We start from the raw sequence: 26,215 nt of genomic DNA, 5'->3' as shown, positions 1-26,215 counted from the left end.
GCGTTAGCGACCCCGCCCAAGCCGCTTTGAGCGGCTCACACAACTAAAGCCCCCGGCTTTGCCGGGGGATACTTACCTCTCGCCACGTGCGCATGACGGGCAGCCCCATGCACCGACAGCGCGCATGGATGTGCCCGGGACCGCCAAGCCACGGAACTTCATGATTGATCGGCGCATGGCTCGGGGCCTTGGAGTAAATCAGCCCATCCCTGATCCTGCACTCGGGGCGCGATACTGTGTCGAGTGTGCCAAGCCACCGCACACCGACAATCAGGTCGTCGTTGCGATAGGCATCAAGGTCGCCGCCTCTCATGGCCTGTCCACCCGTCGAGCGATCCGAGGAAGCGGCATGCTAGGCGCGCGCCGTTCGCCTCGTCCACCGTCCGGAAAATCTTTTCCACGTATTTTTTCACTTGCACGAAAAAGGCCACCCGTTGAGGTGGCCTAAATCGTTGAATCTATTGGTGGGCGATGCAAGGATCGAACTTGCGACACCTGCCGTGTGAAGGCAGTGCTCTACCGCTGAGCTAATCGCCCCGTCGAGAACGCGGCATTCTAGGGGCAGTCGCCGGGTGGGTCAATGCCCGGTACGGACCGGAGCGCGCGAGGCCGGCGGCGCAGGTTGCTAGACTTGCGTCCTCCCAACCTCACGTCAAAGCGCACCACCATGGAATTCATCAACGATTACCTGGCCGATATTCTGCGTGCCCTGCAGCAGTTCGAGCTGACGCCGTGGAAGATGGTTGGTTTTACCGGAACCTTGCTGTTCACCAGCCGCTGGTTCGTGCAGCTCTACTACACGCGCAAGTACAAGCGGGTGGTGATGCCGCTGGCGTTCTGGTGGCTGTCGGTGTTCGGCAGCGCGCTGTTGCTGGCGTATTTCGTGGTCGGCAAGAACGACTCGGTAGGCATCATCTCGAACTTCTTCCCGGTGTTCGTCTCGGTCTACAACCTGGTGGTGCACCTGCGCCACCGCAAGAACAGCGCCACCGGCGACGCTACCGCGTGATGGCATGGCGCCCATGCGGGCGCTGTGCGGCTAGTCCGGGTCGTAGTCGAGGTTGGCGGCGAGCCAGCGTTCCGCTTCGGCAAGCGTCCAGTCCTTGCGGCGGGCGTAGTCGGCGACCTGGTCGCGACCGAGCCGGCCGACCACGAAGTACTGGCTGCCGGGGTGCGAGAAGTACCAGCCGGAGACAGCCGCCGCCGGGTACATCGAAAAGCCTTCGGTAAGTTCGATACCGGCGTTGCGGGTGGCGTCGAGCAGCTTGAACAGCGTCGCCTTCTCGGTGTGGTCGGGGCAGGCGGGGTAGCCGGGGGCGGGGCGCACGCCCTGGTACTGCTCGGCGATCAGCGCCTCGTTGTCCAGTTTTTCGTCGGGCACGAAACCCCAGAACTCCTTGCGCACGCGCTGGTGCATGCGTTCGGCGAAGGCCTCGGCGAAGCGATCGGCCAGGGCTTTGAGGATGATGGCGGAATAGTCGTCATGCTCGGCATGGAAGCGGTCGAGGTGCGGCTCGATGCCGAGGCCCGCGGTAACGGCGAAGCCGCCGATCCAGTCGGGCTTGCCGAACGCCTTCGGCGCGATGAAATCGGCCAGGCACAGGTTGGGGCGTTCCACCGGCTTGTCGGCCTGCTGGCGCAGGTGGTGCAGCCTGGCCAGCGGCTGGGTGCGGGTGTCGTCGGTGTATATCTCCACGTCGTCCATGAGGTTGGCAGCCGGCCAGAAGCCGATCACCGCGCGGGCCTTCAGCCACTTCTCGCCCACGATCTTGTCCAGCATCGCCTGCGCGTCGGCGAACAGCTCGCTGGCCTGCGCGCCGACCACGGCGTCGGTGAGGATGGCCGGGTAGTGGCCGGCCAGTTCCCAGGCCTGGAAGAACGGCGTCCAGTCGATGGTTTCGCGCAGCTCGGCCAGCGGGTAGTCGTCGAACACGGTGATGCCGGGCTGCACCGGTTGCGGCGGGTCGTAGCTGGCCCAGTCGCAGGTGAAGCGGTTGCCGCGCGCGTGTTCCAGCGTCACCAGTTTCTTGCCGGGGCCGCGGTGCTTGTGGCGCTCGCGCACCTCGGCGTACTCGCTGCGCACCTTGGCCAGGAAGCCGTCGACCAGTTCCTTGCTGACCAGCGACTGCGCCACGCCGACCGCGCGTGAGGCGTCCTTCACCCACACGCAGGCGGTTTCGTAGTGCGGCTCGATCTTGATCGCGGTGTGCGCGCGCGAGGTGGTGGCGCCGCCGATCAGCAGCGGGATGCTGAAGTTGCGCCGCGTCATTTCGCGGGCGACGTTGGCCATCTCCTCCAGCGAGGGGGTGATCAGGCCGGAGACGCCGATCATGTCGGCCTTCTCCTCGATCGCGGTGTCGAGGATCTTCTGCGCCGGCACCATCACGCCGAGGTCGACCACCTCGAAGTTGTTGCAGGCGAGCACCACGCCCACGATGTTCTTGCCGATGTCGTGCACGTCGCCCTTGACCGTGGCCATCACGATCTTGCCGTTGGAGCGGCTAGTGTCGCCGCTCTTTTTCTTTTCCTCTTCCATGAAGGGCAGCAGGTAGGCCACCGCCTTCTTCATCACGCGGGCGGATTTGACCACCTGCGGCAGGAACATCTTGCCGGCGCCGAACAGGTCGCCGACCACGTTCATGCCGTCCATCAGCGGGCCTTCGATCACATCCAGCGTGCGCGTGACGCCCTGGCGCACTTCTTCGGTATCTTCCACCACGAACTGGTCGATGCCGTGCACCAGTGCGTGTTCCAGCCGCTTGCGCACCGGCAGTTCGCGCCAGGCCAGCGCGTTGCCGTTGTCCTGGCCGCGCGCGCCCTTCTTGTGCCTCTCGGCGATTTCCATCAGCCGCTCGGTGGCGTCGGCGCGGCGGTTCAGCACCACGTCTTCCACGCGCTCGCGCAGCTCGGGTTCCAGCTCGTCGTAGATCGCCAGCTGACCAGCGTTGACGATGCCCATGTCCATGCCGGCCTGGATGGCGTGGTAGAGGAACACGCTGTGGATCGCCTCGCGCACGCTGTCGTTGCCGCGGAACGAGAACGACACGTTGGAGACGCCGCCGGAGAGGTGCGAATGCGGGAAGCGCTGCTTGAGCAGCTTCGCCGCCTCGATGAAGTTCACCGCGTTATCGGCGTGCTCCTCGATGCCGGTGGCGATCGGGAAGATGTTGGAGTCGAAGATGATGTCTTCGGGCGGGAAACCCACTTCCTCGGTGAGCAGCCTGTACGAGCGCTCGCAGATTTCCAACCGGCGCGCCACGGTATCGGCCTGGCCGTTCTCGTCGAACGCCATCACCACGGTGGCGGCGCCGTAGCGCAGGATCTTCCGCGCCTGTTCCAGGAACGGGCCCTCGCCTTCCTTCAGCGAGATCGAGTTGACCACGCCCTTGCCCTGCAGGCACTTGAGGCCGGCTTCGATCACGCTCCACTTGGAGGAGTCCACCATCACCGGGATCTTGGCGATGTCCGGCTCGGCGGCGATCAGGTTGAGGAATTTCACCATCGCCGCCTCGGCATCGAGCAGGCCCTCGTCCATGTTCACGTCGAGGATCTGCGCGCCGCTTTCCACCTGCTGGCGGGCCACTTCCACCGCTTCGTCGTAGCGGTCTTCCTTGATCAGCTTCTTGAACTTCGCCGAGCCGGTGACATTGGTGCGTTCGCCGATGTTGACGAACAGCAGGTCGGGCGTGATGACCAGCGGTTCGAGGCCGGACAGGCGGGTGTGGCGGGAAGTGGTCATGCGTTTGCTTTCGCCTTGCTTGTTTTTTGCTCGTCATTCCCGCGCAAGCGGGAATCCAGTTTCGCTTTTACGCACGCGCGCAGGATGGATTCCCGCTTGCGCGGGAATGACGCTCGGGCGGAGGTGAGGACGGGCGCCGTCATGCAGCTTCCTGCACTTCGCCGGGCAGCACCCGCGGCGCGCAGTCGCGCACCGCCTCGGCGATTGCCTTGATGTGCGCTGGCGTGGTGCCGCAGCAGCCGCCCACCAGGTTGAGCAGGCCGTCGCGGGCGAAGCCGGCGATCACCCCGGCCATGTGCTCGGGCGTTTCGTCGTACTCGGCGAACGCGTTGGGTAGGCCGGCGTTCGGGTGGGTGCTGACGTAGCTCTCGGCCAGGTTGGCCAGGGTCTGGAGGTGCGGGCGCAGGTCCTCGGCGCCGAGCGCGCAGTTGAAGCCGACCGACAGCGGCTTCGCGTGGCGCACCGAGTAGTAGAACGCCTCGGCGGTCTGGCCGGAGAGCGTGCGGCCGGAGCGGTCGGTGATGGTGCCGGAGACCATTATCGGCACGCGCGCGCCGCGCTGGTGGAACAGCTCACTCAGCGCGAACAGCGCGGCCTTGGCGTTCAGCGTGTCGAAGATCGTCTCGACCATGATCACGTCGGCGCCGCCGTCGATCAGGCCGCTGGCGGACTCGATGTAATTTGCCGCCAGTTCCTCGAAGGTGACGTTGCGGAAGCCGGGGTCGTTGACGTCCGGCGACAGCGAGGCGGTGCGGCTGGTGGGGCCGAGCACGCCGATCACGAAGCGTGGTTTCTCCGGCGTCCTCGCCGTCATCGCGTCGCAGGCGGCGCGGGCGAGTTTCGCGCCTTCGAGGTTCAACTCGTGCGCCAGATGTTGCAGCTTGTAGTCGGACTGGCTGATGCGGGTGGAGTTGAAGGTGTTGGTCTCGACCAGGTCGGCGCCAGCTTCCAGGTAGGCTTCGTGCACGTCGCGGATGATCTCCGGGCGGGTCAGCGTGAGCAGGTCGTTGTTGCCCTTGAGATCGCAGCTGCCGGGATGATCATGGGCATGGCCCTTGTGCGCGTGGCCGTCGTGGCCATGCTCGAAACGCTCGCCGCGGAAGCCGAGCTCGTCCAGCCCGTGTGCCTGCAGCATGGTGCCCATGCCGCCATCGAGGATCAGGATGCGCTGGCGCAGCGCCTGTTCCAGGGCGGCGACGCGATCGGGATGGAGCCAGGGCAGGGTACTCATCGAACTTCCTTTGGTTGAGCGGTGCAACGGTGTCGGGCGGCGCGGCGGTGTTCAGGCGCGCTTGCGCGCCAGCAGGCTGATCACTTCGAAATGGGGCGCCTTGCGCTCGCGGCTGAGCCGGTTGCAGCTCAGCACGTCGAGGCCGGCGGCACGGGCGTAGCCATCGAGCTGTTCGCCGCTGAAGCCGAGGTTGCGGTGGTCGAACGGCTCCACCGCGGCGCGGTGGTCGTGCTGGCCGAGCGTCACGGCCAGCAGGCGGCCGCCGGGGCGCAGCAGGCGCGCGGCCTCGGCCACCGCCTTGGCCGGGCGTTCGGCGTAGGTCAGCGCGTGCAGCATCAGCACCAGGTCGAAGCGCTGCTGGCCCAGTTCCAGCGCATGCATGTCGCCGCGGACCACGCGCACGTTGGCGAACGCCTTGAGCCGTTTCGCGGCGGCCTCGACCACGCGCTCGCTGGAATCCACGCAAACGATGGAGTGCGCGTGCGGCGCCAGCAGCTCGGCGGTGATGCCGTCGCCGGAGGCGATGTCGAGCACGTCGCCGGTCTCCAGCAGCTGCAGCAACGAACGGGCCAGCGTTTCCCAGGTGCGGCCGGGCGAGTAGTGGCGCTCCATGTCGCCGGCGACGGTGTCGGCCCAGCCTTCCTCGCGGGCACGGTTGGCCAGCACGCCGGGCAGGCGCGCCGCGTCCTCGCGCAGCAGCGCGTCGTCGATGCTGGCGCGCAGCGAGGCGAGCAGGTCGTGCTGGGCTGCGTCGCCCTCGTTGTTGGCGCGGTAGTAGGCGGAAACGCCGGCGCGGCGGTCGCGCACCAGGCCGGCTTCCTTCAGCTTGGCCAGGTGGGTGGACACGCGCGGCTGCGCCAGGTGCAGCACCGCGGCCAGTTCGGCTACGGTGAGCTCCTCGCGTTCGAGCAGGGCCAGCAGGCGCACACGGGTGGGGTCGGCCAACAGGCGCAGCACGCTGGAAGCGGTGGCCAGATCCATCGGTTATCCCTGTATCGCGATACAAAGATGTATAGGCTAGGCCGCGCCTTGCGATACGTCAAGCGCGGGTCGGCGAGTCGGCAGGCCATTTCCCGCTAAAATCGGCGGCTCGATTGCCTCAAGGAGCCCGCCCGTGGATTTCCGTTTTACCGAAGACCAGTTGTCGATCCAGTCGGTTGCCCGTGATTTTGCGCAAAAGCGCATCGTGCCGGTGGCCGCCGAGCTGGACGCAAAGGGCGAGTTCCCGTTGGAGAACATCCGCGAGATGGGCCGGCTCGGCCTGATGGGCATCGAGGTGCCGGAGGCCTACGGCGGCGCGGGCATGGACCCGATCGCCTACGTGCTGGCGATGATCGAGATCGCCGCTGCCGACGCCGCCACCGCGACCGTGATGAGCGTGAACAATTCGCTGTTCTGCAACGGCATCCTCAAGCACGGCAACGAGGAGCAGAAGCAGAAGTACGTGCGCGCGATCGCCACCGGCGAAGCGATCGGCGCCTACGCGCTGACCGAGCCGCAGTCCGGCTCCGACGCCTCGGCCATGCACACCCGCGCCACGAAGAACGCCAACGGCGACTGGGTGATCAACGGCAAGAAGAGCTGGATCACTTCCGGCCCGGTGGCGCGCTACATCGTGCTGTTCGCCATCTCGACGCCGGGCATCGGCGCCAAGGGCGTATCGGCCTTCATCATCGACACCCAGCTGCCGGGCTTCCACGCTGGCAAGACCGAGCCGAAGCTGGGCATCCGTGCTTCGGCCACTTGCGAGATCGAGTTCACCGACTACGTGCTGCCGAAGGAGAACCTGCTGGGCGAGGAGGGCAGGGGCTTCTCGATCGCCATGGGCGTGCTCGACGCCGGCCGCATCGGCATCGCCTCGCAGGCGGTTGGCATCGCCCGCGCCGCGTACGAGGCCACGCTGCAGTGGTCGCGTGACCGCAAGGCGTTCGGCCAGCCGATCGGCAGCTTCCAGATGACGCAGTCGAAGATCGCCGACATGAAGTGCAAGCTGGACGCGGCGACCCTGCTGACCCTGCGCGCGGCCTGGACCAAGGGCGAGACCGAGAAGCACGGCGGCCGCTTCGGCACCGAGGCGGCGGTGGCCAAGCTCACCGCCTCGGAGGCGGCGATGTGGATCGCCCATCAGGCGGTGCAGATCCACGGCGGCATGGGCTATTCGAAGGAGATGCCGCTGGAACGCTACTTCCGCGACGCCAAGATTACCGAGATCTACGAAGGCACCAGCGAGATCCAGCGCATGGTGATCGCGCGGGCGGAGACTGGGTTGCGGTGAGGCTGGGAATAGGGAATCGAAAGAGCGTCGCGGCTCGATGCAACCCGGCTGACTGAGGTCCCACCGCTTCAGATGGAAACAAAACGCCCCGGCTGATGCCGGGGCGTTTTTTGTCTGGAGCCTGCGTGGCGGGCTCTTCCTATTCCCTATTCCCGATTCCTGGCTCTCACTGCCCGCGTCGCGGATCAGAGTCGAACGTGTGCGGCCCCTGGATGGCCGGATGCTCGTGGCCGTCCAGCTTGTCGCCGAGCAGCCGGCGCACCACCACGTAGAACACCGGGATCAGCAGCACGCCGAGGAAGGTGGCGAACAGCATGCCGCCGATCACGCCGGTGCCGATCGCATGGCGCGCGTTGGCGCCGGCGCCGGTGGAGACGAACAGCGGGAACACGCCGCCGATGAATGCGATCGAGGTCATCAGGATCGGCCGCAGTCGCAGCCGGGCCGCGTCCACCACGGCTTCGCGCAAGGTGCGTCCCTGGCGCTGCTCGATCACCGCGAATTCCACGATCAGGATTGCGTTCTTCGCGGCCAGGCCCATCACCGTGATCACGCCGATCTTGAAATAGATGTCATCGGGGAGGCCGCGCAGCAGGGTGAACACCACCGCGCCGAGGATGCCCAGCGGCACCACCAGCAGCACCGATACCGGGATCGACCAGCTCTCGTACAGCGCGGTCAGGCACAGGAACACGATCACCACCGACAGCACCATCAGCAGGATCGCCGTGTTGCCGGAGAGGATTTCCTGGTACGACTGGCCGGTCCAGTCATAGCCGAAGCCGTGGGGCAGGTCGTCGCTGACGATTTTCTGCATGATGTTCATCGCCTCGCCCGAGGCGTGACCCGGCGCCGGCGAGCCGACGATCTCGACCGCCGAGTAGCCGTTGTAGCGGACCAGCGATGGCGACGCCATCTGCCACTTCGCCTGCACCACGTTGGACAGCGGGATCATCTGCGGGGTGCCGTCGGCATTGGTCCGCGTGCTGGGCGTGAAGATGTGCTGGAATGCCTCCGGGCCCATCCGGTGGGGCGAGTCGGCCTGCATGATCACGCGCTTGACGCGACCGCCGTAGGAGAAGTCGTTGACGTACACCGGCGCCAGCATGAGGCTGATCGCGTTGTAGATGTCGCCCACTGACAGTCCCATCGACAGTGCCTGGGTACGGTCGACGTCAAGGCGCAGTTGCGGCGCGTCCTCCAGCCCGTTCGGGCGCACGCCGACCAGCAGCGGATTCTGGCTGGCCGCACCAAGCAGGGTGTTGCGGGCAGCGGTGAGCGCATCACGCCCGGTGCCGCCGCGGTCCTGCAGGTACATGTCGAAGCCGCCGAACTGGCCCAGGCCCTGCACCGTCGGCACGTTGACGATGAAGATCTGCGCGTCGCGCACCGATTGCACGGCCCCGTTCGCGCGCTGGATGAATTCCGCGGCGGTGACGCCCAGGTCGATCGGCTTGGCCTTGCCCTCCTTGACCAGCTTGTCGTGTTGCTCCTGTGCCGCCTTTTGATCCGGCGCCCAGCCACGCTCACCCCAGGGTTTGAGCCGGATGAAGGACATGCCCACGTTTTCGCCCATGCCGAGGAAGCTGAAGCCCGCGATCTGGACGACGCCATCGACGGCGGGGTCCTGCTTCAACACGGTGAGTATCTGCCTCATGACCGCGTTGGTACGTTGCAGACTGGCACCGGGCGGCAGCTGCACGACCGCCAACGCGAAGCCCTGGTCCTCCTCGGGCAGAAAGCTGCCGGGCAGGCGGGTGTACAGAAAGCCGGTCAGCACGCTGATCAGCACGAACACCATCACCCAGCGCGGCGCGTGGCGCACGGCGCTGCCGATGTGGCCGGTGTAGGTGTGGGTGATCTTCCCGAACGCGGTGTTGAACCAGCGGAACACGAAGTTTTTCTTCTCTTCGTGGACCGGCGTCAGGAAGCTGGCGCACAGCGCCGGCGTGAACGACAGCGCGAGGAAGGCGGAGAACGCCACCGACATCGCGATGGTCAGCGCGAACTGCTTGTAGATCACGCCCGCGGCACCCGGCTGGAATGACGACGGCACGAACACCGCGATCAGCACCACGGTGATGCCGACCACGGCGCCGGTGATCTGGCCCATTGCCTTCTTGGTGGCCTCCTTCGGCGACAGGCCATCCTCGGTCATGATGCGTTCGACGTTCTCGATCACCACGATCGCGTCGTCGACCACGATGCCGATCGCCAGCACCATGCCGAACAGGGTCAGCTGGTTGATGGTGAAGCCGAGCAGCAGCATGCCGATGAAGGTGCCGAGCAGGGCCACCGGGATCACCAGGGTGGGAATGATGGTGGCGCGGATGTTCTGCAGGAAGATCAGCATCACCAGGAACACGAGGACGATCGCCTCGATCAGCGTATGCACCACCTCGTTGACCGACACCTTGACGAAGGTGGTCGAGTCGTACGGAGTGAACCAGCTGACGCCCTGCGGGAAGCTGCCTGCCAGCTCGTCCATCTTGCCGTGCACCGCGGTGGCCACGTCCAGCGCGTTGGCGCCGGGCAGTAGCTGGATCGCGAACGCCGCCACCGGCAAGCCGTTGTAGGTGGTGTTGAAGCCGTACACGCCGGCGCCGAAGCTGACCCGGGCCACGTCGCCGAGCTTGACCGTGGTGCCGTCGTTGTTGGCGCGCAGGATGATGTTCTCGAACTGCTCTGGCGTGGTGAAGCGGCCCTCGGTAGCCACGGTGACGCTGATGCCCTGGCCGTTCGCCGCCGGGTCGGAACCCAGCGAGCCGGCCGCGAACTGCACGTTCTGCGCGGTGACCGCGGCCAGCGCCTGGCTGGCCGACAGGCCGTAGCCCTGCAGCTTGTCCGGGTCCAGCCAGATGCGCATGGCGTATTCGCCGCCGAACTGCTGGGTGCTGCCGACGCCGGGCACGCGCGCGATCTGGTCGAGCACCTGCGACGCCACGATGTCGTTGAGGCGGGCGCGGTCGATCGCCGGGTTGTCCGAACGCAGCGCGACCACCTCGAGGAAGCCGGTGTTGGCCTTGGCCACCACCACACCCTGCTTGGTCACCTCGGAGGGCAGGCGCGGCGTAGCCAGCGAAACCTTGTTCTGCACCTGCACCTGGGCGATGTCCGGGTTGGTGCCGTTCTCGAAGGTCAGCGTGATGCTGGCGCGGCCGCTGGAACTGGACGAGGAGCTGAAGTACAGCAGGTGATCGATGCCGGTCAGCTGTTGCTCGATCACCTGGGTGACGTTCTTCTCGGTGGTATCCGCGCTGGCGCCCGGGTAGACGGCGTTGACCACGACCGACGGCGGGGCGACCGAAGGGTATGACTCCACGCCCAGGTTGAGGATGGACAGTACGCCGCCCAGCGCGATCAGGATGGCTACCACCCACGCGAAGATCGGGCGGTCGATGAAGAAACTTGGCATGGTCGGGCTCCGTTACTTGGCGTTCGGGGCGGCGCCCGGAGCACTGGCGGTGACGGATCCGTTGGTGGTCGCCGGCTTCCACGGAGTGGACTTGGCCGGCGCGCCGTCCTTCACTTTCTGCAATCCGGACACGATGATCTGGTCGCCGGCGGCGAGGCCGTCGCTGACGACCCAGTTGCCGTCGCGCATGTCGGTGGTGGTGACGCTCTTGCGCTTGACGTTGCCGTCCTTGCCGATCGTCATCACATAGGTGCCGCCGGTGTCGCGCTGCACCGCCTGCTGCGGAACGATGAACACGTTGTGCTGCTGGCCGAGGTTGGCCTTCAGCGTCACGTACATGCCCGGCAGCAGGCTGTGTTTCGGGTTCGGCACCACCGCGCGCAGGTTGACCGCGCCGGTGGCCGGGTTGACCGCGATGTCGGAGAAGTCCAGCACGCCCGGTTCGCCATAGGCGCTGCCGTCGGGCAGGGCGATCTGCACGCTGGCCTTGTCCTGTTCGGTCAGGGTGACGTTGCCGCTGCTCTGCGCGCGGCGCATCTGATCCATTGAATCCACGCTCATGGTGAAGTTCACGTACATCGGGTCGACCTGATCGACCGTGGTGAGCAACGTGGCCTCGCCATTGCCGACCAGCGCGCCCTCGGTGACCTGCTGCTGGCCGGCACGACCGGCGATCGGCGCACTGACGCTGGCGTAGCCGAGGTTGATGCGCGCGGTCTGCACGTTCGCCTGCGCGGCCTGCACGGCGGCGGCGGCGGTGCGCTCGGCGGCCAGGGCGTTGTCCAGATCCGACCTGGACACGTAGCCCTTGGGCGCCAGCTCGTGCACGCGCGCGGCGGTGATCTTGTTGTTGGTCCAGGTGGCCTGGGCCTGCGCCAGTGAGGCCTGGGCAGCGTTCAGCGTGGCCTTCAGCGGGGCCGGGTCGATCTGGAACAGTAGCTGGCCCTGCTTGACGTTGGTGCCTTCGCTGTACGCGCGCTTGAGCAGCACGCCGGCCACGCGGGCGCGCACGTCGGCGCTGCGATAGGCCGACAGCCGGCCGACCAGGTTCCTGGTCAGCGGCGAGTTTTGTGGCTGCACCTGGATCACGCCGACTTCCGGCGGCGGCATTTTTTGCGGCGGCCCCTGTTCCTTGCCTTTGCCGCAGGCGGCCAGCGCCAACAGGCTCAGGCACAGCAAGGGTGTGCTCAGTGATGAGGACTTCATGGAAACTCCAGAACTTGTTGGAACGGGGATAGGGGGTGACGTCGGATGCATGGCCGGATCCCGTAGACGGGATACAGCAAAGCGTTCGACGTGTCCTGTGTCATAGGTTGGCGCGATGGGGAGTTGTCGTGCCTCGAAGCGGCATCTGCTCCGCAAAGCGCTGCGCAAAACGGTGTGGACTCAGACTATACCGACCAGTTTACATTTTATGGAGACCGCGAATCCAGCCATTGACAGGGGGCATGACGGTCTGGACACGTGCTGGGGCAAGCGGACCGACCGGCGCTGCCGGAGTCATCACGCCGGCTTGCCGGACAACGCAGTTTTTCGCGGTGCGTCGATTGCCGCGGTGCACTTCGCGGCACCGTGGACATCGCTCGCGGCCGGGCGCGAAACCATGCGCGCGTGCATGGCCGCGACGGGGTGCGCGGCTGGATTCGCCTTATCCCGCGGCGTATCCTTCCAAGGCTTTATACCCGCCACACCCATCATCGTCTCCATCAATCAGAAGATGCCATGAATGCGACCCCTGCAGCGAACGACCCTTCCCTTTCGTCAGTAGTATTCGCCGAGCTGAAAAGGGGCGGTTTTTCGCCCGAGCGCCTGAGTGAAGCGCAGGTTTTCTGCGAGGCTTTCTTTGCACGGGTCGGGGGCGGCGACGCGCATCTGCACACACCGGTGCAATGGGCGGCGCTGGTCGGCAGCTTGCTGGAGTTCATGCAGAAGCGCCGTGAAGGCCAGGCCTGCGTGCGCGTGCTCAGTCCGGCGGACGTGCAGGCTGGCCGCAGCCTGCTGCAGATCGTCACCGACGACATGCCGTTCCTGGTCGACACGGTCAGCATGGTCGTCTCGGCGAAGCTGCAGATCCATGTGGTGATCCACCCGGCGCTGAAGGTGGCGCGCGACGCTTCCGGCAAGCTGCTCGGCCTTGGCGGCGCCGCCGGCAGCGCCGAATCGCTGATGCATTTCGAGATCGACCGGGTGGCTGATGCCGCCGAACAGGCGCAGCTGGAAGGGCAGGTTGCCGCCGCGCTGGAAGACGTGCGTGCCGCGGTGGGCGACTGGTCGGCGATGCGCGACAAGGCGCTGGCGGTGGCCAACCAACTGCCGCAGCGCAAGCTGCCGCTGGATACCGCCTCGGTGCAGGAAGCCAGCGAGTTCATGCGCTGGATCGCCGCCGACAACTTCACCTTCCTCGGCTACCGCGAATACGAAGTCGCCGACGCCGACGGCGACCGCGTGCTGCGGGCGGTCGAATCGTCCGGCCTGGGCATCTTGCGCAGCAACGAACGCTCGATGGCGCCGCGCTCGCTGAGCACGCTGGCCGCCAGCGAGCTGCCGCAATCGGGCGCCATCGACGCGATCATCCTGACCAAAACCAACGCGCGCTCGCGCGTGCACCGCACCGGCTACATGGATTACATCGGCGTGCTGCAGTTCGGCGCCGACGGCCGTGCGGTGGCCGAACAGCGCTTCCTCGGCCTGTTCTCCTCCAACGCCTACATGGCCCGCCCGCAGGACGTGCCGCTGGTGCGGCACAAGGCGGAAGCGGTGCTGGCGCGCTCGGGCCTCAAGCGCGACTCGTACTCCGGCAGGTCGCTGCGCCACATCCTGGAAACCCTGCCGCGCGAGGAACTGTTCCAGAGCACCGAGGACGAGTTGTTCGCCACCGCGATGGGCATCCTCGAACTGCGCCAGCGCGCGCGCACGCGGCTGTTCATGCGCCGCGACCGCTACGGCCGTTTCTTCACCTGCATGGTGTTCGTGCCGCGCGACCGCTTCAACACCTCGGTGCGCGAGCGTATCGAGTCGCTGCTGCGCACGGCGCTGCACGCCGAGCAGAGCGATTCCTCGGTGCAGATGGGCGAGGCCGTGCTGGCGCGGCTGACCATCGTGCTGCGGCCGAAGATCGGCGACCACCCGTCCTACGACCTGGCCGAGCTGGAGCAGGGCGTGGCCAGCATCGTGCGCAACTGGCACGACGAGGTGCGCGACGCGCTGGTGCGCCTGCGCGGCGAGCACGAGGGCGTGGTGCTGGCCAACCGCTACGCGCGCGCGCTGCCGGCCGGCTACATCGAGGACGTCAGCCCCGCGGTGGCCGCCGAGGACGTGTACCAGCTCTCGCAGCTGGTCGGCGACAACGCGCTGCGGATGTCGTTCTACCACCCGCCGAAGGCGCCCGAGACGCTGCGCTTCAAGGTCTACCGCTCCGGTGGCGACATCGCGTTGTCCGAAGTGCTGCCGCAGCTGGAGAACCTCGGCCTGCGCGTGCTCACCGAGCATGTCTACGAGGTTTCCGGCGAGGCGCCGCTGTCGATCCAGGACTTCGAGGTGCAGCCGGTCGGCAAGCTCACCTTCGGCGTGGAGCAGGTCGGTGCGCTGTTCGAGGACGCCTTCGAGCAGATCTGGCGCGGCAACGCCGAAAACGACGGCTTCAACCGGCTGGTGCTCGGCGCCAAGCTGAGCTGGCGTCAGGTGGCGATGCTGCGCGGCTACTGCAAGTACCTGCTGCAGACCGGCGCCACCTTCTCGCAGTCGTACATGGAGGAAACGCTGAACCGCTATCCGGCGATCGCCGGGCTGCTGGTGGAGCTGTTCCTGGCCAAGTTCGATCCGCGCCGCGAGGCGCTTTCCGCCGACGAATTGCAGGCCGCCGGTGCGACCCTCGCCGTCGAGATGCTGGCGCTGATCCCGGCCAACGTGCAGGCCGCGCAGCCGGGCCTGATCGGCGAGCTGGCCGGGTCGCTGTCGAAGCCGCGCGACGAGCAGGTCCAGGCGGTGGAGAGCGTGGTCGGCATCCTGCTGGAGAACGTGGCCAGCCTCGACGAGGACCGCATCCTGCGCGGCTTCGTGAAGCTGATCCGCGCCACCTTGCGCACCAGCTTCTTCCAGCAGTGGGACGGCGCGTACCGCGACTACATCAGCTACAAGCTCGACTCGCATGCCGTGCCCGGCCTGCCCAAGCCGGTGCCGTACCGCGAGATCTGGGTGTGCGCGCCGCGCGTCGAGGGCATCCACCTGCGCTTCGGCGCGGTGGCGCGCGGCGGCCTGCGCTGGTCCGACCGCCGCGAGGATTTCCGCACCGAGGTGCTGGGCCTGGTCAAGGCGCAGATGGTGAAGAACACGGTGATCGTGCCGGTCGGTTCCAAGGGCGGCTTCTTCGTCAAGAAGTCCCCGGCCGCCAGCGATCGCGACGCGGTACTGGCCGAGGGCATCGCCTGCTACCGCCTGTTCATCAACGGCCTGCTCGACGTCACCGACAACCTGGTCGACGGCAAGGTGGTGCACCCGCACGACGTGGTGCGCCACGACGCGGACGACCCCTACCTGGTGGTGGCTGCCGACAAGGGCACCGCCAAGTTCTCCGACATTGCCAACGCGATCTCGATCGAGCACAACTACTGGCTCGGCGACGCCTTCGCCTCCGGCGGCTCGCACGGCTACGACCACAAGGGCATGGGCATCACTGCCCGTGGCGCGTGGGAGTCGGTGAAGCGTCATTTTCGCGCGCTCGGCCGCGATTGCCAGACGCAGGACTTCACCTGCGTGGGCATCGGCGACATGTCCGGCGACGTGTTCGGCAACGGCATGCTGCTGTCCGAGCACACCCTGCTGGTGGCCGCGTTTGACCATCGCCACGTGTTCCTCGACCCGAACCCGGATGCGGCCCGCTCGTTCGTCGAGCGCAAGCGTATGTTCGACGTGCCGCGCTCGAGCTGGGACGACTACGACAAATCGCTGATCTCCGCCGGTGGCGGCATCTACCCGCGCAGCGCCAAGTCGATCCCGCTGTCGCCGGAGATGCGCGCGGTGCTGGGGCTCAAGCCCGAGGTCGAGCAGCTGGCGCCGAGCGACCTGCTCAGCGCGATCCTTAAGGCACCAGTGGACCTGATCTTCAACGGCGGCATCGGCACCTACATCAAGTCGTCCGGTGAAACGCACGCCGAGGTGAGCGACCGTGCCAACAACGCGCTGCGCATCAACGGCGCCGACGTGCGCGCGAAGATCATCGGCGAGGGCGGCAACCTGGGCATGACCCAGAAGGGCCGCATCGAGGCGGCGCAGCATGGCGTGCTGCTGAACACCGACTTCATCGATAACTCCGCCGGCGTGGACACCTCCGACCACGAGGTGAACATCAAGATCCTGCTCAACGACGCCGTGCAGCGCGGCGAGCTCAGCTTCGACGCGCGCAACGCCCAGCTCGCCGCGATGACCGACGAGGTGGCCCAGCTGGTGCTGTGGGACAACTACCGGCAGAACCAGGCGATCACCCTGATGGAGCACCAGTCGGTGCATCGCATCGGCTCGATGGCGCACTTCATCCGCACGCTGGAGGCCGAAGGCACGCTCGACCGTCAGGTCGAGAACCTGCCCGGCGAGGCCGAGCTGACCGAGCGCAAGAGCCGTGGCTTGGGCCTGACCCGGCCGGAGCTGGCGGTGCTGCTGTCCTACGACAAGATCCGCCTGTTCCAGCAATTGCTGGACTCGGACGTGCCGGAGGACCCGTACCTGTCGAAGGAGCTGGTGCGCTACTTCCCGCTGCCGCTGCACGAGACCTACGCCGCGCACATGCAGCGCCACCGGTTGAAGCGCGAGATCATCGCCACCGCGGTAACCAACTCGACGATCAACCGCATGGGCGCCACCTTCATGATGCGCATGCAGGAAGACACCGGGCAGGGGCCGGCGGCGATCGCCAAGGCGTACACCGCGGCGCGCGAGATCCTCGAGGCGCGCGAGCTGTGGGCCGAGATCGAGGCGCTGGATGCCAAGGTCGCCGAGGACACCCAGATCGACGCGATCAAGCAGATCTGGTCGCTGCTGCGGCACATGACGCGCTGGCTGCTGAACCGCCCCGGCGGCTCGCTGGACATCGCCGCCAACGTCGAGCGCTACCAGGCCGGCGTGTCGGCCCTGCGCAAGGCGCTGCCGGAGGTGCTGACGGCGACCGGCAAGGGCGATTTCTCCTCCAGCCAGGAGAAGTGGGAAGGCCTGGGCCTGCCGGCGGAGCTGGCGCTGCGGATGGCCCGCTTGCCGGAGCTGCGCGCCGCGCTGGACATGGTCGAGGTGAGCCAGCAGAGCGGCCAGTCGATCGAGAAGGTCGCCGGCGTGTTCTTCGAACTGGGCGAGGCGCTGGACCTGGAATGGCTGCGCGACCAGATCGAGGCGCTGCCGGTGGAAGGCCACTGGCACGCCCAGGCCCGCGGCTCGCTGCTGGACGAGCTCAACCACCAGCACCGGGCGCTGGCGCTGCAGGTGCTCAGCCTCGGCGGCGGCAGCAAGGACATCTCGCCGGTGCAGGCATGGCTGCAGCGCGACGACGCCACCTTGCAGTATACCCGCGGCATGCTGGCGGAAATCCTCACCCAGAATGCGGACTACCCGATCGCCTCGGTCGCGGTGCGCCGGCTGGCGCAATTGGCGCAGGTGCCGGTCTGATACGGCGCTTCCGGGAGTTCGTCGCAGCGTGAACCCCACCCCTGCCCTCCCCTGCGACCAGGGGAGGGTATTCCGGCACGTCTGAAGCTATGCGGTGGCTTGCTTTCGCTCCTCCCCCTGCTGGCAGGGGGAGGACGGGAGGGGGTGCTCTTTGCGAAAAGTCTGGAGTAGGGCGAACTAGCCGCTCTGTCGTACTCTTAGTGCTCCTTCCGCCACACCGGGGCCTTCATGCGCATTGCCTTCGTCGCCAGTGAGGTCAGTGTCGCCCAGCAGGCGTGGCGCAAACTGGTGGAGCGCTATGGCAACGTGCCGCCGGAGCAGGCCGAGCTGATCGTCACGCTGGGCGGCGACGGCTTCATGTTGCGCACCCTGCACGCGTACCACGCGCTGGACGTGCCGGTGTACGGCATGAAGCTGGGCCGGGTCGGCTTCCTGATGAACAAGCACCGGCTCGACGGCCTGCCGGAGCGGGTCGCGCGCGCACACACGGCCTCGCTGTTTCCGCTGCAGATGGCGGTCGTCGATGCGGCCGGCAACCATCACGTCGCGCTGGCGTTCAACGAAGTCTCGCTGCTGCGCCAGAGCAACCAGGCCGCGCACCTGGAGGTGCAGCTCAACGACACGGTGAAGCTGCCGAACCTGATCTGCGACGGCATCATGGTCGCCACGCCGGCCGGCTCGACGGCCTACAACCTGTCCGCGCACGGCCCGATCCTGCCGCTGGACGCGAACGTGCTGGCGCTCACCCCGATCAGTCCGTTCCGCCCGCGGCGCTGGCGCGGCGCAATCCTGCCGCACCGCACCGGGGTGATGCTGCGCGTGCTCGATCCGGGCAAGCGCCCGGTCAGCGCCACCGCCGACTTCCACGAGGTGCGCGACGTGCACACGGTGGCGATCCGCCAGTCCGGCGGGCAGGGCGTGCGGCTGCTGTTCGACCCCGAGCACAACCTGGAGCAGCGTATCCTCGACGAGCAGTTCGCGGTGGAATGAGACATGGCATCTGTAGGAGCGCACCCTGTCCACAAGGGACTTCCCCCGGTCGTGCGCGAAATTTTTGTCACGTGACGCAAGAGCCATCGCGCACAGGGTGCGCTCCTACAGGAAATCTTTCGCGGGCTTTGCTAGATTCGACGCCAACGCCCCCTTCAATCGCCTCATGACCACCGTAGGCTCTGGCGTCCACGACGCCTCCTCCACCACCGACAACCGACTGGTCGTCGCCATCTCCTCGCGCGCGCTGTTCGACCTCGGCGACAGCCACGCGCTGTTCGAGCGCGACGGCCTCGACGCCTACCGCTCGTTCCAGATCGAGCACGAAAACGAGATCCTGCAGCCCGGCGTGGCGTTCCCGCTGGTGCAGAAGCTGCTCGGGCTGAACAAGCTGGCCGGTGACGTGCCGCCGGTCGAGGTGATCCTGCTGTCGCGCAACTCCGGCGACACTGGCTTGCGCATCTTCAACGCGATCCAGCACTACGGCCTGGAGATCAGCCGCGCCGCGTTCACCAGTGGCGCGCCCACCTCCGATTACATCGCGCCGTTCAAGGCCGACCTGTTCCTCTCCGCCAACGCCGAGGACGTCGGCCGCGCCCTGGCCGCCGGCGTGGCGGCGGCCACCATCCTGCCCAGCGTCGCGCCACCGCGCATGAGCGAGCAGTTGCGCATCGCCTTCGACGGCGACGCCGTGATCTTCGGCGACGAGGGCGAGCGCGTCTCGCGCGAGGAAGGCCTGGAGGCCTTCCACCGCAACGAGCGCGAGCATGCCGCCGAGCCGCTGTCGGTGGGGCCTTTCCGCGGCTTCCTCGCCGCGTTGCATCGCCTGCAGACCGCATTCCCGGCGGAGGACTCGCCGATCCGCACCGCGCTGGTCACCGCCCGTTCCGCCCCCGCGCACAAGCGGGTGATCCTCACCCTGCGCCGCTGGGGCGTGCGCATCGACGAGGCGCTGTTCCTCGGCGGCCGCGACAAGGGCCCGTTCCTCGACGCGTTCGGCGCCGACATCTTCTTCGACGACTCGCCGGCCAACGTGGAGTCCGCGCGCAAGCACGTGGCGACCGGGCACGTGCCGCACGGGGTGAGCAACCGCTAGCATCGGCGTCGACGAGGAGCCGTTCCGACGGACATACGCGGGTATCCAAGGGGGCAGGGATGATGGCTTTGCTGGGGAGGCGCCGGCGTATGCGGCATCTGGCGACACAGGTATTTGCCGGTGTCATGTTGCTGTGGGCAACGACGGCGTACGCACAAGTTGGGCTGGTACGCCTCGATACGGGCATGTTGGGGGGTGTGGCCGAGAACGATGTGCTCGTCTACAAGGGGGTGCCATTCGCCAGGCCACCCGTTGGTGAGCTGCGCTGGCGTGCCCCGGTGCCTGCCGAGCCATGGCCGGGCGTCCGGCAGGCTGATCGGTTCGCGCCGGTGTGCATGCAAAGCGGCACTTACCCACCCGATGCGGCGGCAGAGCCGACCAGCGAAGATTGTCTTTATCTCAATCTGTGGCGCCCGGCCGATCCCGCGGCTGACAAGCTGCCGGTGATGGTGTGGATCTACGGCGGCGGCCTGGAGAATGGTTCATCGTCGACACCGCTGTACGCGGGTGACCGACTGGCGCGAAAGGGCGTGATCGTGGTGACGCTGAACTATCGCCTTGGCGTGTTCGGTTTCCTCGCGCACCCGGAATTGAGCGACGAATCGCCGTACCACAGCTCCGGCAACTACGGGCTGCTCGACCAGATCGCTGCCTTGCGGTGGGTGCAACGGAATATTGCGGCATTCGGTGGTGATCCATCGCGGGTAACCGTATTCGGTCAGTCGTCGGGGGCCATTTCGATCAGCGCACTGACCACATCGCCGCTGGCGCGAGGGTTATTTCAGCGTGCCATTGCCGAGAGCGGCGCCCTGTTCGAACCGATGAGCCTGTCCGATGACTTCATGCTGCACGGAGCGGAACAAGCGGGACAGCGTTTTGCGAAACGCGCCGGAAGTGGCTCCATCGAGGCGTTACGTCGCCTGCCAGCTGATCAATTGCTGCAGATCGGCTTCGATCCGCATCTCATCGTGGATGGCCATGTGTTGCCCGAACCTCCGTACGACGCGTACCACTCAGGTCGACAGCAGGACATGCCGCTGCTTGTCGGGTTCAACCGCGACGAGGGCTCGAGCTTCATCGCCGGGCGGACTATCACGCGCGAAAATTTCCGACACGAGTTGGGGCGCAGCTTCCCGGATCTGCTGGTCAAACTTGCTGCGCCCGACCCAGGGGATACTGACGAGGCGGCGCGGAACGCAGCCGCCATGTTCCATCGCGACATGCGTTTTCGCTGGGACATGTGGACGTGGGCACGGCTCGTTTCGAATGCCGGGCGCGCCCGGGTTTTCCTGTACGAGTTTGCACGGGTTCCACCGTATCGACCGGGTGACCGCTACTTCGGATGGGGCGCGGGACACAGCATGGAGATGCCGTACGTATTCGGGCATCTGGACCTGCAGCCACTGGCTTGGTCGGCGGAGGACCGCCAGCTATCCGACATGATGGTCGCTTACTGGACCAACTTTGCTAAGACGGGCAACCCCAATGGGCCAAGCCTGCCTGAGTGGCCGGCGTTTGAATCGAAAACGCAGCGGACCATGCAACTGGGCGAGCGCATAACGCAAACGGCCTTCGGCGATACGACCACCTTGCGGCGTCTCGATCGGATCTATGGCGCAGCGCGCTTCCTGCAGGAACATTACCGCGGCCTGATCGTCGGTGTCGTGCTGCTGTTGCTGGCTGCACTGTTCGCGCTGGCGAGGCGCATGCGACGCCGCAGGGCAAGTCGCAAGGCCTGAGCGACTCAGGGTACGGCGTGCCCCTTGCTGGCCGTCCAGATCGCGTACCAGTCTTCGGCGCCCAGTGGCACGTCGAGTGCGGCGACCGCTTCGCGCAGTCCCTCGATGCGACCGCTGCCGGTAATCGGATGCGGCCGCGAGGGGTGGCGCAGGATCCAGGCATAAGCCAGGGTGGCGAGGCTGATGCCGAGGCGTGCGGCGATGGCATCCATTTCGGTGCGCAGGCGCACGGCCTGTTCGTCCCGACTGGTGAACAGCCGCCCGCCGCCCAGCGGCGACCAGATCATCGGGCGCAGGCCCAGTTGCTGGGCCTGGTCGAGCGTGCCGTCGTCGAGCGCGTCCATCGTCAGGGGCGATAACTCGACCTGGTTGGTCGCCAGCGGGTGATGCCGGTGGAGCAGGGCGAACTGGCTGGCGCTGTGATTGGACACTCCCCAATGCGCCACCTTGCCTTCGCGGCTCAGCGTGGCGAATGTGTCGGCGAGTGCCGCGGCGTCCATCAGGTAATCCGGCCGGTGGATCAGCACCAGGTCCAGTCGCTCGGTGTGCAGGTTGAGCAGCGACCGCTCCACCTGCGCCCGCACATAGGCCGGCGAGGTGTCGTAGTGGTTGATCCGGTACGGCCGCTGCGCCGAGCGCAGGCGGATGCCGCATTTGGTCACCAGCTGCATGCGCCCGCGCAGCGCCGGTTCGGCCTTCAGCGCCTCGCCGAACAGCGCCTCGGCGCGGTAGTCGCCGTAGATGTCCGCGTGGTCGAAGCTGGTGATGCCCAGTTCCAGTGCCTGCTCGATCCAGCGCACGCGCTGCTTGACGTCCAGCTTCCATTCGGCAAGGCGCCACAGGCCCGCCACGACGGGCGAAAGCCGGACCGGCGGGGGCGGGGGACGATCGCTGACAGCTTGTTGCGGCATGGGGGGATCAACCGATGGGTGCGGCAGTGTGCCAAGCCATTGCCCCGGCAACAAGGCACGGGGCACGGGCGGATGGTCGTCCGGGGATGATTAGACGATGCGTACTCGTTTCCACCAGCGCGTCACCTGTTCCTCGCGCACGAAGGTGAACAGGCCGGCGCCGAGGATGATCGCGATGCCGATCGCCATCGGCCGGTCCAGCGGGTCGTGGAACAGCACATAACCGAACAGCACGGCCCACAGCATCTGGCTGTACTGGGTCGGCGCGACGTGGTTGGCGGGCGCCTTCTGCGTGGCCAGCATCAGCAGCACCGAGCCGAGCGCGGCGAGCAGGCCGTAGCCGAGCAGGAGCAGCCACTGGGCGAAATCCGGCCAGCGGAAGTTGGCCAGCATCATCAGCCCGGCGACCAGCATCGAGCCGATCATGCCGGCACCGTACAGGGTGACGCGCTTCTCGTGCGAACCGGACAGGCGCAGCGCGATCATCGAGACGGCGCCGGAGAGTCCGCACACGGTGGCTGCCAGGTGGCCGATGCCGAGCACGCGAAAACCCGGCCGCAGCACCACCAGCACGCCGATGAAGCCGGCCACCACGGCCGACCAGCGGCGCCAGCCGACGTGCTCCTTCAGCACCAGCACCGACAGGATGGTGACGAAGATCGGCAGCAGGAAGATCAGCACGAACGCCTCCGCCATCGGCAGCGCGGTGAAGGCGACCACTGCCGCGATGCTGCCGACCGCGCTGGCGGCGGCACGCACCAGCCACAGGCCCTGGCGCTGCGCCAGCACCACGTCGCGCCAGCGGGCGTCGGCGCCCTTGATGAACGGCAGCGCGGTCAGGCCCAGCGCGGCGCCGAAGAACACCGCCTCATAGGCCGGCAGCGAGCCGCGCAGCGACTTCACGAACGCATCGCTGATGGCGAACGCGGCAAAGGCCATGAAGCCGAGCAGGACACCTTTGAACATGGGGTTTCCGTGGGAAAACGTGAATCCGGGGACGAGAGCGGAAGATGGGGCCGGGCAAGGCGAGGCCCAACGCGGGCCGTACGCGTCCGTCGGGTACGCGGCGGCCTGTGCGGCAACAAGGCACGCGCTACAATACCGGCTTTTACGCGCCCTCTCCGGAGCTTCCATGGCTGTCCGTCTGAATCCGCTCGATCTGTACGACGTCCGCTCGCTGCTCACCGACGAGGAGCGCATGGTGCAGGACACCGTTGGCCGCTTCGTCGATGAGCGCGTACTGCCTATCATCGGCGACTGCTTCGACCAGGGCCGTTTCCCGAAGGAGCTGGTGCCCGAGATCGCCGGCCTCGGCCTGCTCGGCGCCACCATTCCCGAGAAGTACGGCTGCGCCGGCATGAGCGGCGTGAGCTATGGCCTGATCTGCCAGGAGCTGGAGCGCGGCGACTCGGGCCTGCGCAGCTTCGCCTCGGTGCAGAGCTCGCTGTGCATGTACCCGATCTACGCCTATGGCAGCGAGGAACAGAAGCTGCACTACCTGCCGAAGATGGCGGCGGGCGAGGTGATCGGCTGCTTCGGCCTGACCGAGCCGCACGGCGGCTCCGATCCGGCCAACATGAAGACCCATGCGAAGCAGGACGGCGCCGACTGGATCATCAACGGCGCCAAGATGTGGATCACCAACGGCAACCTGGCGCACATCGCGATCGTGTGGGCGCAGACCGGGGACGGCATCCAGGGCTTCATCGTGCCGACCGACAGTGCCGGCTTCAAGGCGCAGGAAATCCACAAGAAGATGAGCCTGCGCGCCTCGGTCACCAGTGCATTGTTCTTCGACAACGTGCGCGTGCCGGACAGTGCGCGGCTGCCCAACGTGAAGGGTCTGAAGGGTCCGCTGGGCTGCCTCACCCAGGCCCGCTACGGCATCACCTGGGGGCCGATCGGCGCCGCGCAGGCGTGCCTCAGGGAAGTGCTCGACTATACCGCCGAGCGCATCCTGTTCGGCCGTCCGCTGGCCTCGAACCAGGCAATCCAGCTGAAGCTGGCCGACATGGCCCGGCGCATCACCACCGCGCAGCTGCTGTCGCTGCAGCTGGGCCGGCTGAAGGACGCCGGCAAGATGCAGCCGACCCAGGTCTCGCTGGCCAAGTGGAACAACTGCCGCATGGCGATCGACATCGCGCGCCAGTGCCGCGACATCCTCGGCGGCGCCGGCATCACCACCGAGCATTCGGCGATCCGCCATGCGCTGAACCTCGAATCCGTGATCACCTACGAGGGCACCGAGACCGTGCACGAGCTGGTGGTCGGCCGCGAGCTGACCGGCATCAACGCGTTCTGATGTTTCCCTTCTCCCTCTGGCGACCAAAGGGAGTCCCCTTGCGGGTGAGAAGGTGGCGCGAAGCGACGGATGAGGGTTCGGGCGGAGCGTGATCGTTGATGTTCGCGCAAGCTCCGTACCCTCACCCCCACCCCTCTCTCCCGCAAGGGGACTTCCTTTGGTCACCGATGGGAGAGGGGCTTTCAGGAGCCAATCCTTGCAGATCCCCGACATCCGCATCGAAACCGATCGACTGATCCTGCGCCCGCCGCGCATCGAGGATTTCGACGCCTACGCGGCGAACATGGCCGACGCCGAGGCCGCCCGCTTCATCGGCGGGCAGCAGGCGCGCGCTGCGGCGTGGCGAGGCTTCCTGACGCTCGCCGGTGCCTGGTCGCTGCAGGGGTTCGCGATGTTCTCGGTGATCGAGCGGAGCAGCGGCCAATGGGTTGGCCGACTCGGGCCGTGGCACCCGGTCGACTGGCCCGGCACTGAGGTGGGCTGGGGCCTGGTGCGCGGCGCCTGGGGCAAGGGCTACGCGCTGGAAGGCTGCATTGCGGCGATCGACTGGACCTTCGACCAGCTGGGCTGGAGCGAGATGATCCATTCGATCCATCCGGACAACCGTGCCTCGCAGGCGCTGGCGCAGCGGCTCGGCTCGATCTGCCGTGGCCTAGGCAAGCTGCCCGCGCCGTATGAGGATTCCCCCACCGAGATCTGGGCGCAGACGCGCGAACAGTGGCGCCGGCGCCGCGCATGAGCCACCTCTCGCCCGCGCTTTACGCCACCCTGGCCGAGATCGTGCCCGAGCTGCACGTGCATTGCGTCGATCCGTGGTGCCTGATCGGCAGCGCCGCGGCGCTGCTGCTCGGCGCGCAGACCAGCGCCGCGGACGTGGACGTGCTGACCTCGCGCGCCGACGCCGAGGTGTTGATGGCGCATTGGGCACAGTGGCGCGAGCCCGCGTTCACGCCGCCGGATGCCGACCGGTTCCGTTCGTACTTCGCCCGCTTCCGCTTCCCCGGCGCGCCGGTCGAGGTGATGGGTGCGCTCGAGCTTCATGCCGACGATCGTTGGCAGCCGGTGCTGCCGGGGAAGCTCGTGCTGGTCGGCGTGAACGGCCTGGCCGTGCCGGTGCCGTCGGCCAAAGACCAGATCCGGCTTTGCGAAAGCTTCGGTCGTCCCAAGGACCTGCAACGCGCCGCACTGCTTAAACAGCTGAGTGGGGAGCGGCCATGATCACCATCTACGGCATGCGCGCCTCCGGCAACTGCTACAAGCTGCAGCTGCTGCTGGACCAGCTGGGTCGCGACTATCGCTGGGTCGACGTGGACAGCGCGCACGGCGCGACGCGCACACCGGACTACCTGGCGAAAAACCCGAACGGCAAGGTACCGCTGCTGGAGCTGGATGACGGTCGCCGACTGGCGGAGTCCGACGCGATCCTGTGCTTCCTTGCCGAAGGCACCTCGTTCTGGCCCGACGACGCCTGGCTGCGCGCGCAAACGCTGCAGTGGCTGTTCTTCGAGCAGTACAGTCACGAGCCGTGCATTGCGGTGGCGCGTTTCATCCGCGGCTGGCTGCCGCCCGACCACCCGCGCCAGGCCGAACTCCCTGCGCTGCTGCAAAAGGGCGCGCAGGTGCTGGCGGTGATGGAGCAGCACCTGGCCGGGCGCGACTGGTTCGTCGGCGAACGCTACGGCATCGCCGACATCGCGCTGTACGCGTACACCCACTGTGCCGGCGACGGCGGTTTCGAGCTGTCTGCGTTCCCGAACATCCGCGCGTGGCTCGATCGCGTGCGGGCTCAACCCGGCCACACGCCGATGCAACACCTGCCACTGTAGGAGCCCGCTTGCGGGCGATGCTTTTGGAGCCGGGATTCGGGAT

The 26,215-nt window shown here is 66.9% G+C and carries 17 protein-coding genes and 1 tRNA gene; 10 read left to right on the top strand and 8 right to left on the bottom strand.

The genetic code is table 11. The features are described from left to right. Positions 1-462 precede the first annotated feature (462 nt). Positions 463-537: transfer RNA gene (locus tag AC3WTD_RS12665), tRNA-Val, on the bottom strand. A gap of 130 nt (positions 538-667) precedes the next feature. Here AC3WTD_RS12665 and AC3WTD_RS12660 point away from each other — a divergent pair. Beyond that, entirely contained in the window at positions 668-1,009 is a 342-nt protein-coding gene (locus AC3WTD_RS12660; RefSeq protein ID WP_027491378.1) for a lipid-A-disaccharide synthase N-terminal domain-containing protein, read from the top strand. A gap of 30 nt (positions 1,010-1,039) precedes the next feature. Here AC3WTD_RS12660 and metH read toward each other — a convergent pair whose 3' ends face one another. The 3 genes from metH to AC3WTD_RS12645 all read right to left on the bottom strand — a co-directional run bounded on the left by metH (position 1,040) and on the right by AC3WTD_RS12645 (position 5,951). After that, on the bottom strand, positions 1,040-3,739 hold the full coding sequence (gene metH, locus AC3WTD_RS12655; RefSeq protein ID WP_235642607.1) for a methionine synthase: 2,700 nt from the start codon (positions 3,737-3,739) through the stop codon (positions 1,040-1,042). A gap of 139 nt (positions 3,740-3,878) precedes the next feature. After that, the gene (locus AC3WTD_RS12650; protein WP_027491377.1) at positions 3,879-4,970 is read right to left on the bottom strand and encodes a homocysteine S-methyltransferase family protein; all 1,092 of its coding nucleotides are present in this window, start codon (positions 4,968-4,970) and stop codon (positions 3,879-3,881) included. A 51-nt stretch (positions 4,971-5,021) separates the two neighbouring features. Further along, entirely contained in the window at positions 5,022-5,951 is a 930-nt protein-coding gene (locus AC3WTD_RS12645; protein ID WP_027491376.1) for an ArsR/SmtB family transcription factor, read from the bottom strand. 100 nt (positions 5,952-6,051) lie between these two features. On the opposite strand from AC3WTD_RS12645, the gene AC3WTD_RS12640 reads away from it, so the two are divergent. Next, complete coding sequence (locus tag AC3WTD_RS12640; RefSeq protein ID WP_425504550.1) at positions 6,052-7,245, top strand: acyl-CoA dehydrogenase family protein; 1,194 nt, start codon at positions 6,052-6,054, stop codon at positions 7,243-7,245. Between the two features lie 166 nt (positions 7,246-7,411). Here the strand turns inward: AC3WTD_RS12640 and AC3WTD_RS12635 are convergent, their stop codons facing one another. Both AC3WTD_RS12635 and AC3WTD_RS12630 read right to left on the bottom strand, forming a co-directional pair. Then, entirely contained in the window at positions 7,412-10,660 is a 3,249-nt protein-coding gene (locus AC3WTD_RS12635; RefSeq protein WP_492613982.1) for a multidrug efflux RND transporter permease subunit, read from the bottom strand. Between the two features lie 12 nt (positions 10,661-10,672). Further along, a complete protein-coding gene (locus tag AC3WTD_RS12630) occupies positions 10,673-11,866 on the bottom strand; it encodes an efflux RND transporter periplasmic adaptor subunit (protein WP_037088806.1) in 1,194 nt (397 codons plus the stop codon). Positions 11,867-12,382: 516 nt separating this feature from the next. On the opposite strand from AC3WTD_RS12630, the gene AC3WTD_RS12625 reads away from it, so the two are divergent. The 4 genes from AC3WTD_RS12625 to AC3WTD_RS12610 all read left to right on the top strand — a co-directional run bounded on the left by AC3WTD_RS12625 (position 12,383) and on the right by AC3WTD_RS12610 (position 21,133). Then, positions 12,383-17,308 (top strand): NAD-glutamate dehydrogenase, encoded by a 4,926-nt coding sequence (locus tag AC3WTD_RS12625; protein WP_492613981.1) that lies wholly within the window; start codon positions 12,383-12,385, stop codon positions 17,306-17,308. 228 nt (positions 17,309-17,536) lie between these two features. Then, complete coding sequence (locus AC3WTD_RS12620) at positions 17,537-18,298, top strand: NAD kinase (protein WP_027492362.1); 762 nt, start codon at positions 17,537-17,539, stop codon at positions 18,296-18,298. 166 nt (positions 18,299-18,464) lie between these two features. Further along, complete coding sequence (locus AC3WTD_RS12615) at positions 18,465-19,394, top strand: 5'-nucleotidase (RefSeq protein ID WP_235642608.1); 930 nt, start codon at positions 18,465-18,467, stop codon at positions 19,392-19,394. 59 nt (positions 19,395-19,453) lie between these two features. After that, positions 19,454-21,133, top strand: coding sequence for a carboxylesterase/lipase family protein (locus tag AC3WTD_RS12610; protein WP_492613980.1), 1,680 nt, complete (start codon positions 19,454-19,456; stop codon positions 21,131-21,133). A 5-nt stretch (positions 21,134-21,138) separates the two neighbouring features. On the opposite strand, the gene AC3WTD_RS12605 is transcribed toward AC3WTD_RS12610, so the two are convergent. Then, the gene (locus AC3WTD_RS12605; RefSeq protein WP_492613979.1) at positions 21,139-21,984 is read right to left on the bottom strand and encodes an aldo/keto reductase; all 846 of its coding nucleotides are present in this window, start codon (positions 21,982-21,984) and stop codon (positions 21,139-21,141) included. Between the two features lie 150 nt (positions 21,985-22,134). Continuing rightward, complete coding sequence (locus tag AC3WTD_RS12600; RefSeq protein WP_492613978.1) at positions 22,135-23,010, bottom strand: DMT family transporter; 876 nt, start codon at positions 23,008-23,010, stop codon at positions 22,135-22,137. A 166-nt stretch (positions 23,011-23,176) separates the two neighbouring features. Between AC3WTD_RS12600 and AC3WTD_RS12595 the strand changes: the two genes are divergently transcribed. The 4 genes from AC3WTD_RS12595 (at position 23,177) to AC3WTD_RS12580 (ending at position 26,172) form a co-directional block, all read left to right on the top strand. Further along, on the top strand, positions 23,177-24,346 hold the full coding sequence (locus AC3WTD_RS12595; protein WP_235642612.1) for an acyl-CoA dehydrogenase family protein: 1,170 nt from the start codon (positions 23,177-23,179) through the stop codon (positions 24,344-24,346). Between the two features lie 196 nt (positions 24,347-24,542). Next, positions 24,543-25,085, top strand: coding sequence for a GNAT family N-acetyltransferase (locus tag AC3WTD_RS12590; protein WP_492613977.1), 543 nt, complete (start codon positions 24,543-24,545; stop codon positions 25,083-25,085). Then, positions 25,082-25,564, top strand: a complete 483-nt coding sequence (locus AC3WTD_RS12585; RefSeq protein ID WP_027492366.1) for a nucleotidyltransferase family protein — start codon at positions 25,082-25,084, stop codon at positions 25,562-25,564. Before AC3WTD_RS12590 ends, AC3WTD_RS12585 begins: the two co-directional genes overlap by 4 nt. After that, positions 25,561-26,172 carry a glutathione S-transferase family protein gene (locus tag AC3WTD_RS12580; protein ID WP_027492367.1) on the top strand — a complete coding sequence of 204 codons (612 nt, stop codon included), beginning with the start codon at positions 25,561-25,563 and terminating at the stop codon, positions 26,170-26,172. Before AC3WTD_RS12585 ends, AC3WTD_RS12580 begins: the two co-directional genes overlap by 4 nt. Positions 26,173-26,215 lie beyond the last annotated feature (43 nt).

Source organism: Rhodanobacter sp. FW106-PBR-R2A-1-15, from assembly GCF_058789735.1.
The sequence above is the reverse complement of the archived record's forward strand: the minus strand, read 5'-3'. Positions and strand labels throughout refer to the sequence as shown.

Excerpts from the sequence above, each read along its gene's own strand:
- AC3WTD_RS12600 (WP_492613978.1), bottom strand. The coding sequence starts at position 23,010 with ATGTTCAAAGGTGTCCTGCTCGGCTTCATGGCCTTTGCCGCGTTCGCC.
- AC3WTD_RS12625 (WP_492613981.1), top strand. The coding sequence starts at position 12,383 with ATGAATGCGACCCCTGCAGCGAACGACCCTTCCCTTTCGTCAGTAGTA.
- AC3WTD_RS12645 (WP_027491376.1), bottom strand. The coding sequence starts at position 5,951 with ATGGATCTGGCCACCGCTTCCAGCGTGCTGCGCCTGTTGGCCGACCCC.
- AC3WTD_RS12635 (WP_492613982.1), bottom strand. The coding sequence starts at position 10,660 with ATGCCAAGTTTCTTCATCGACCGCCCGATCTTCGCGTGGGTGGTAGCC.
- AC3WTD_RS12595 (WP_235642612.1), top strand. The coding sequence starts at position 23,177 with ATGGCTGTCCGTCTGAATCCGCTCGATCTGTACGACGTCCGCTCGCTG.
- AC3WTD_RS12615 (WP_235642608.1), top strand. The coding sequence starts at position 18,465 with ATGACCACCGTAGGCTCTGGCGTCCACGACGCCTCCTCCACCACCGAC.
- AC3WTD_RS12620 (WP_027492362.1), top strand. The coding sequence starts at position 17,537 with ATGCGCATTGCCTTCGTCGCCAGTGAGGTCAGTGTCGCCCAGCAGGCG.
- AC3WTD_RS12580 (WP_027492367.1), top strand. The coding sequence starts at position 25,561 with ATGATCACCATCTACGGCATGCGCGCCTCCGGCAACTGCTACAAGCTG.
- AC3WTD_RS12630 (WP_037088806.1), bottom strand. The coding sequence starts at position 11,866 with ATGAAGTCCTCATCACTGAGCACACCCTTGCTGTGCCTGAGCCTGTTG.
- AC3WTD_RS12585 (WP_027492366.1), top strand. The coding sequence starts at position 25,082 with ATGAGCCACCTCTCGCCCGCGCTTTACGCCACCCTGGCCGAGATCGTG.
- AC3WTD_RS12660 (WP_027491378.1), top strand. The coding sequence starts at position 668 with ATGGAATTCATCAACGATTACCTGGCCGATATTCTGCGTGCCCTGCAG.
- AC3WTD_RS12650 (WP_027491377.1), bottom strand. The coding sequence starts at position 4,970 with ATGAGTACCCTGCCCTGGCTCCATCCCGATCGCGTCGCCGCCCTGGAA.
- AC3WTD_RS12610 (WP_492613980.1), top strand. The coding sequence starts at position 19,454 with ATGATGGCTTTGCTGGGGAGGCGCCGGCGTATGCGGCATCTGGCGACA.
- metH (WP_235642607.1), bottom strand. The coding sequence starts at position 3,739 with ATGACCACTTCCCGCCACACCCGCCTGTCCGGCCTCGAACCGCTGGTC.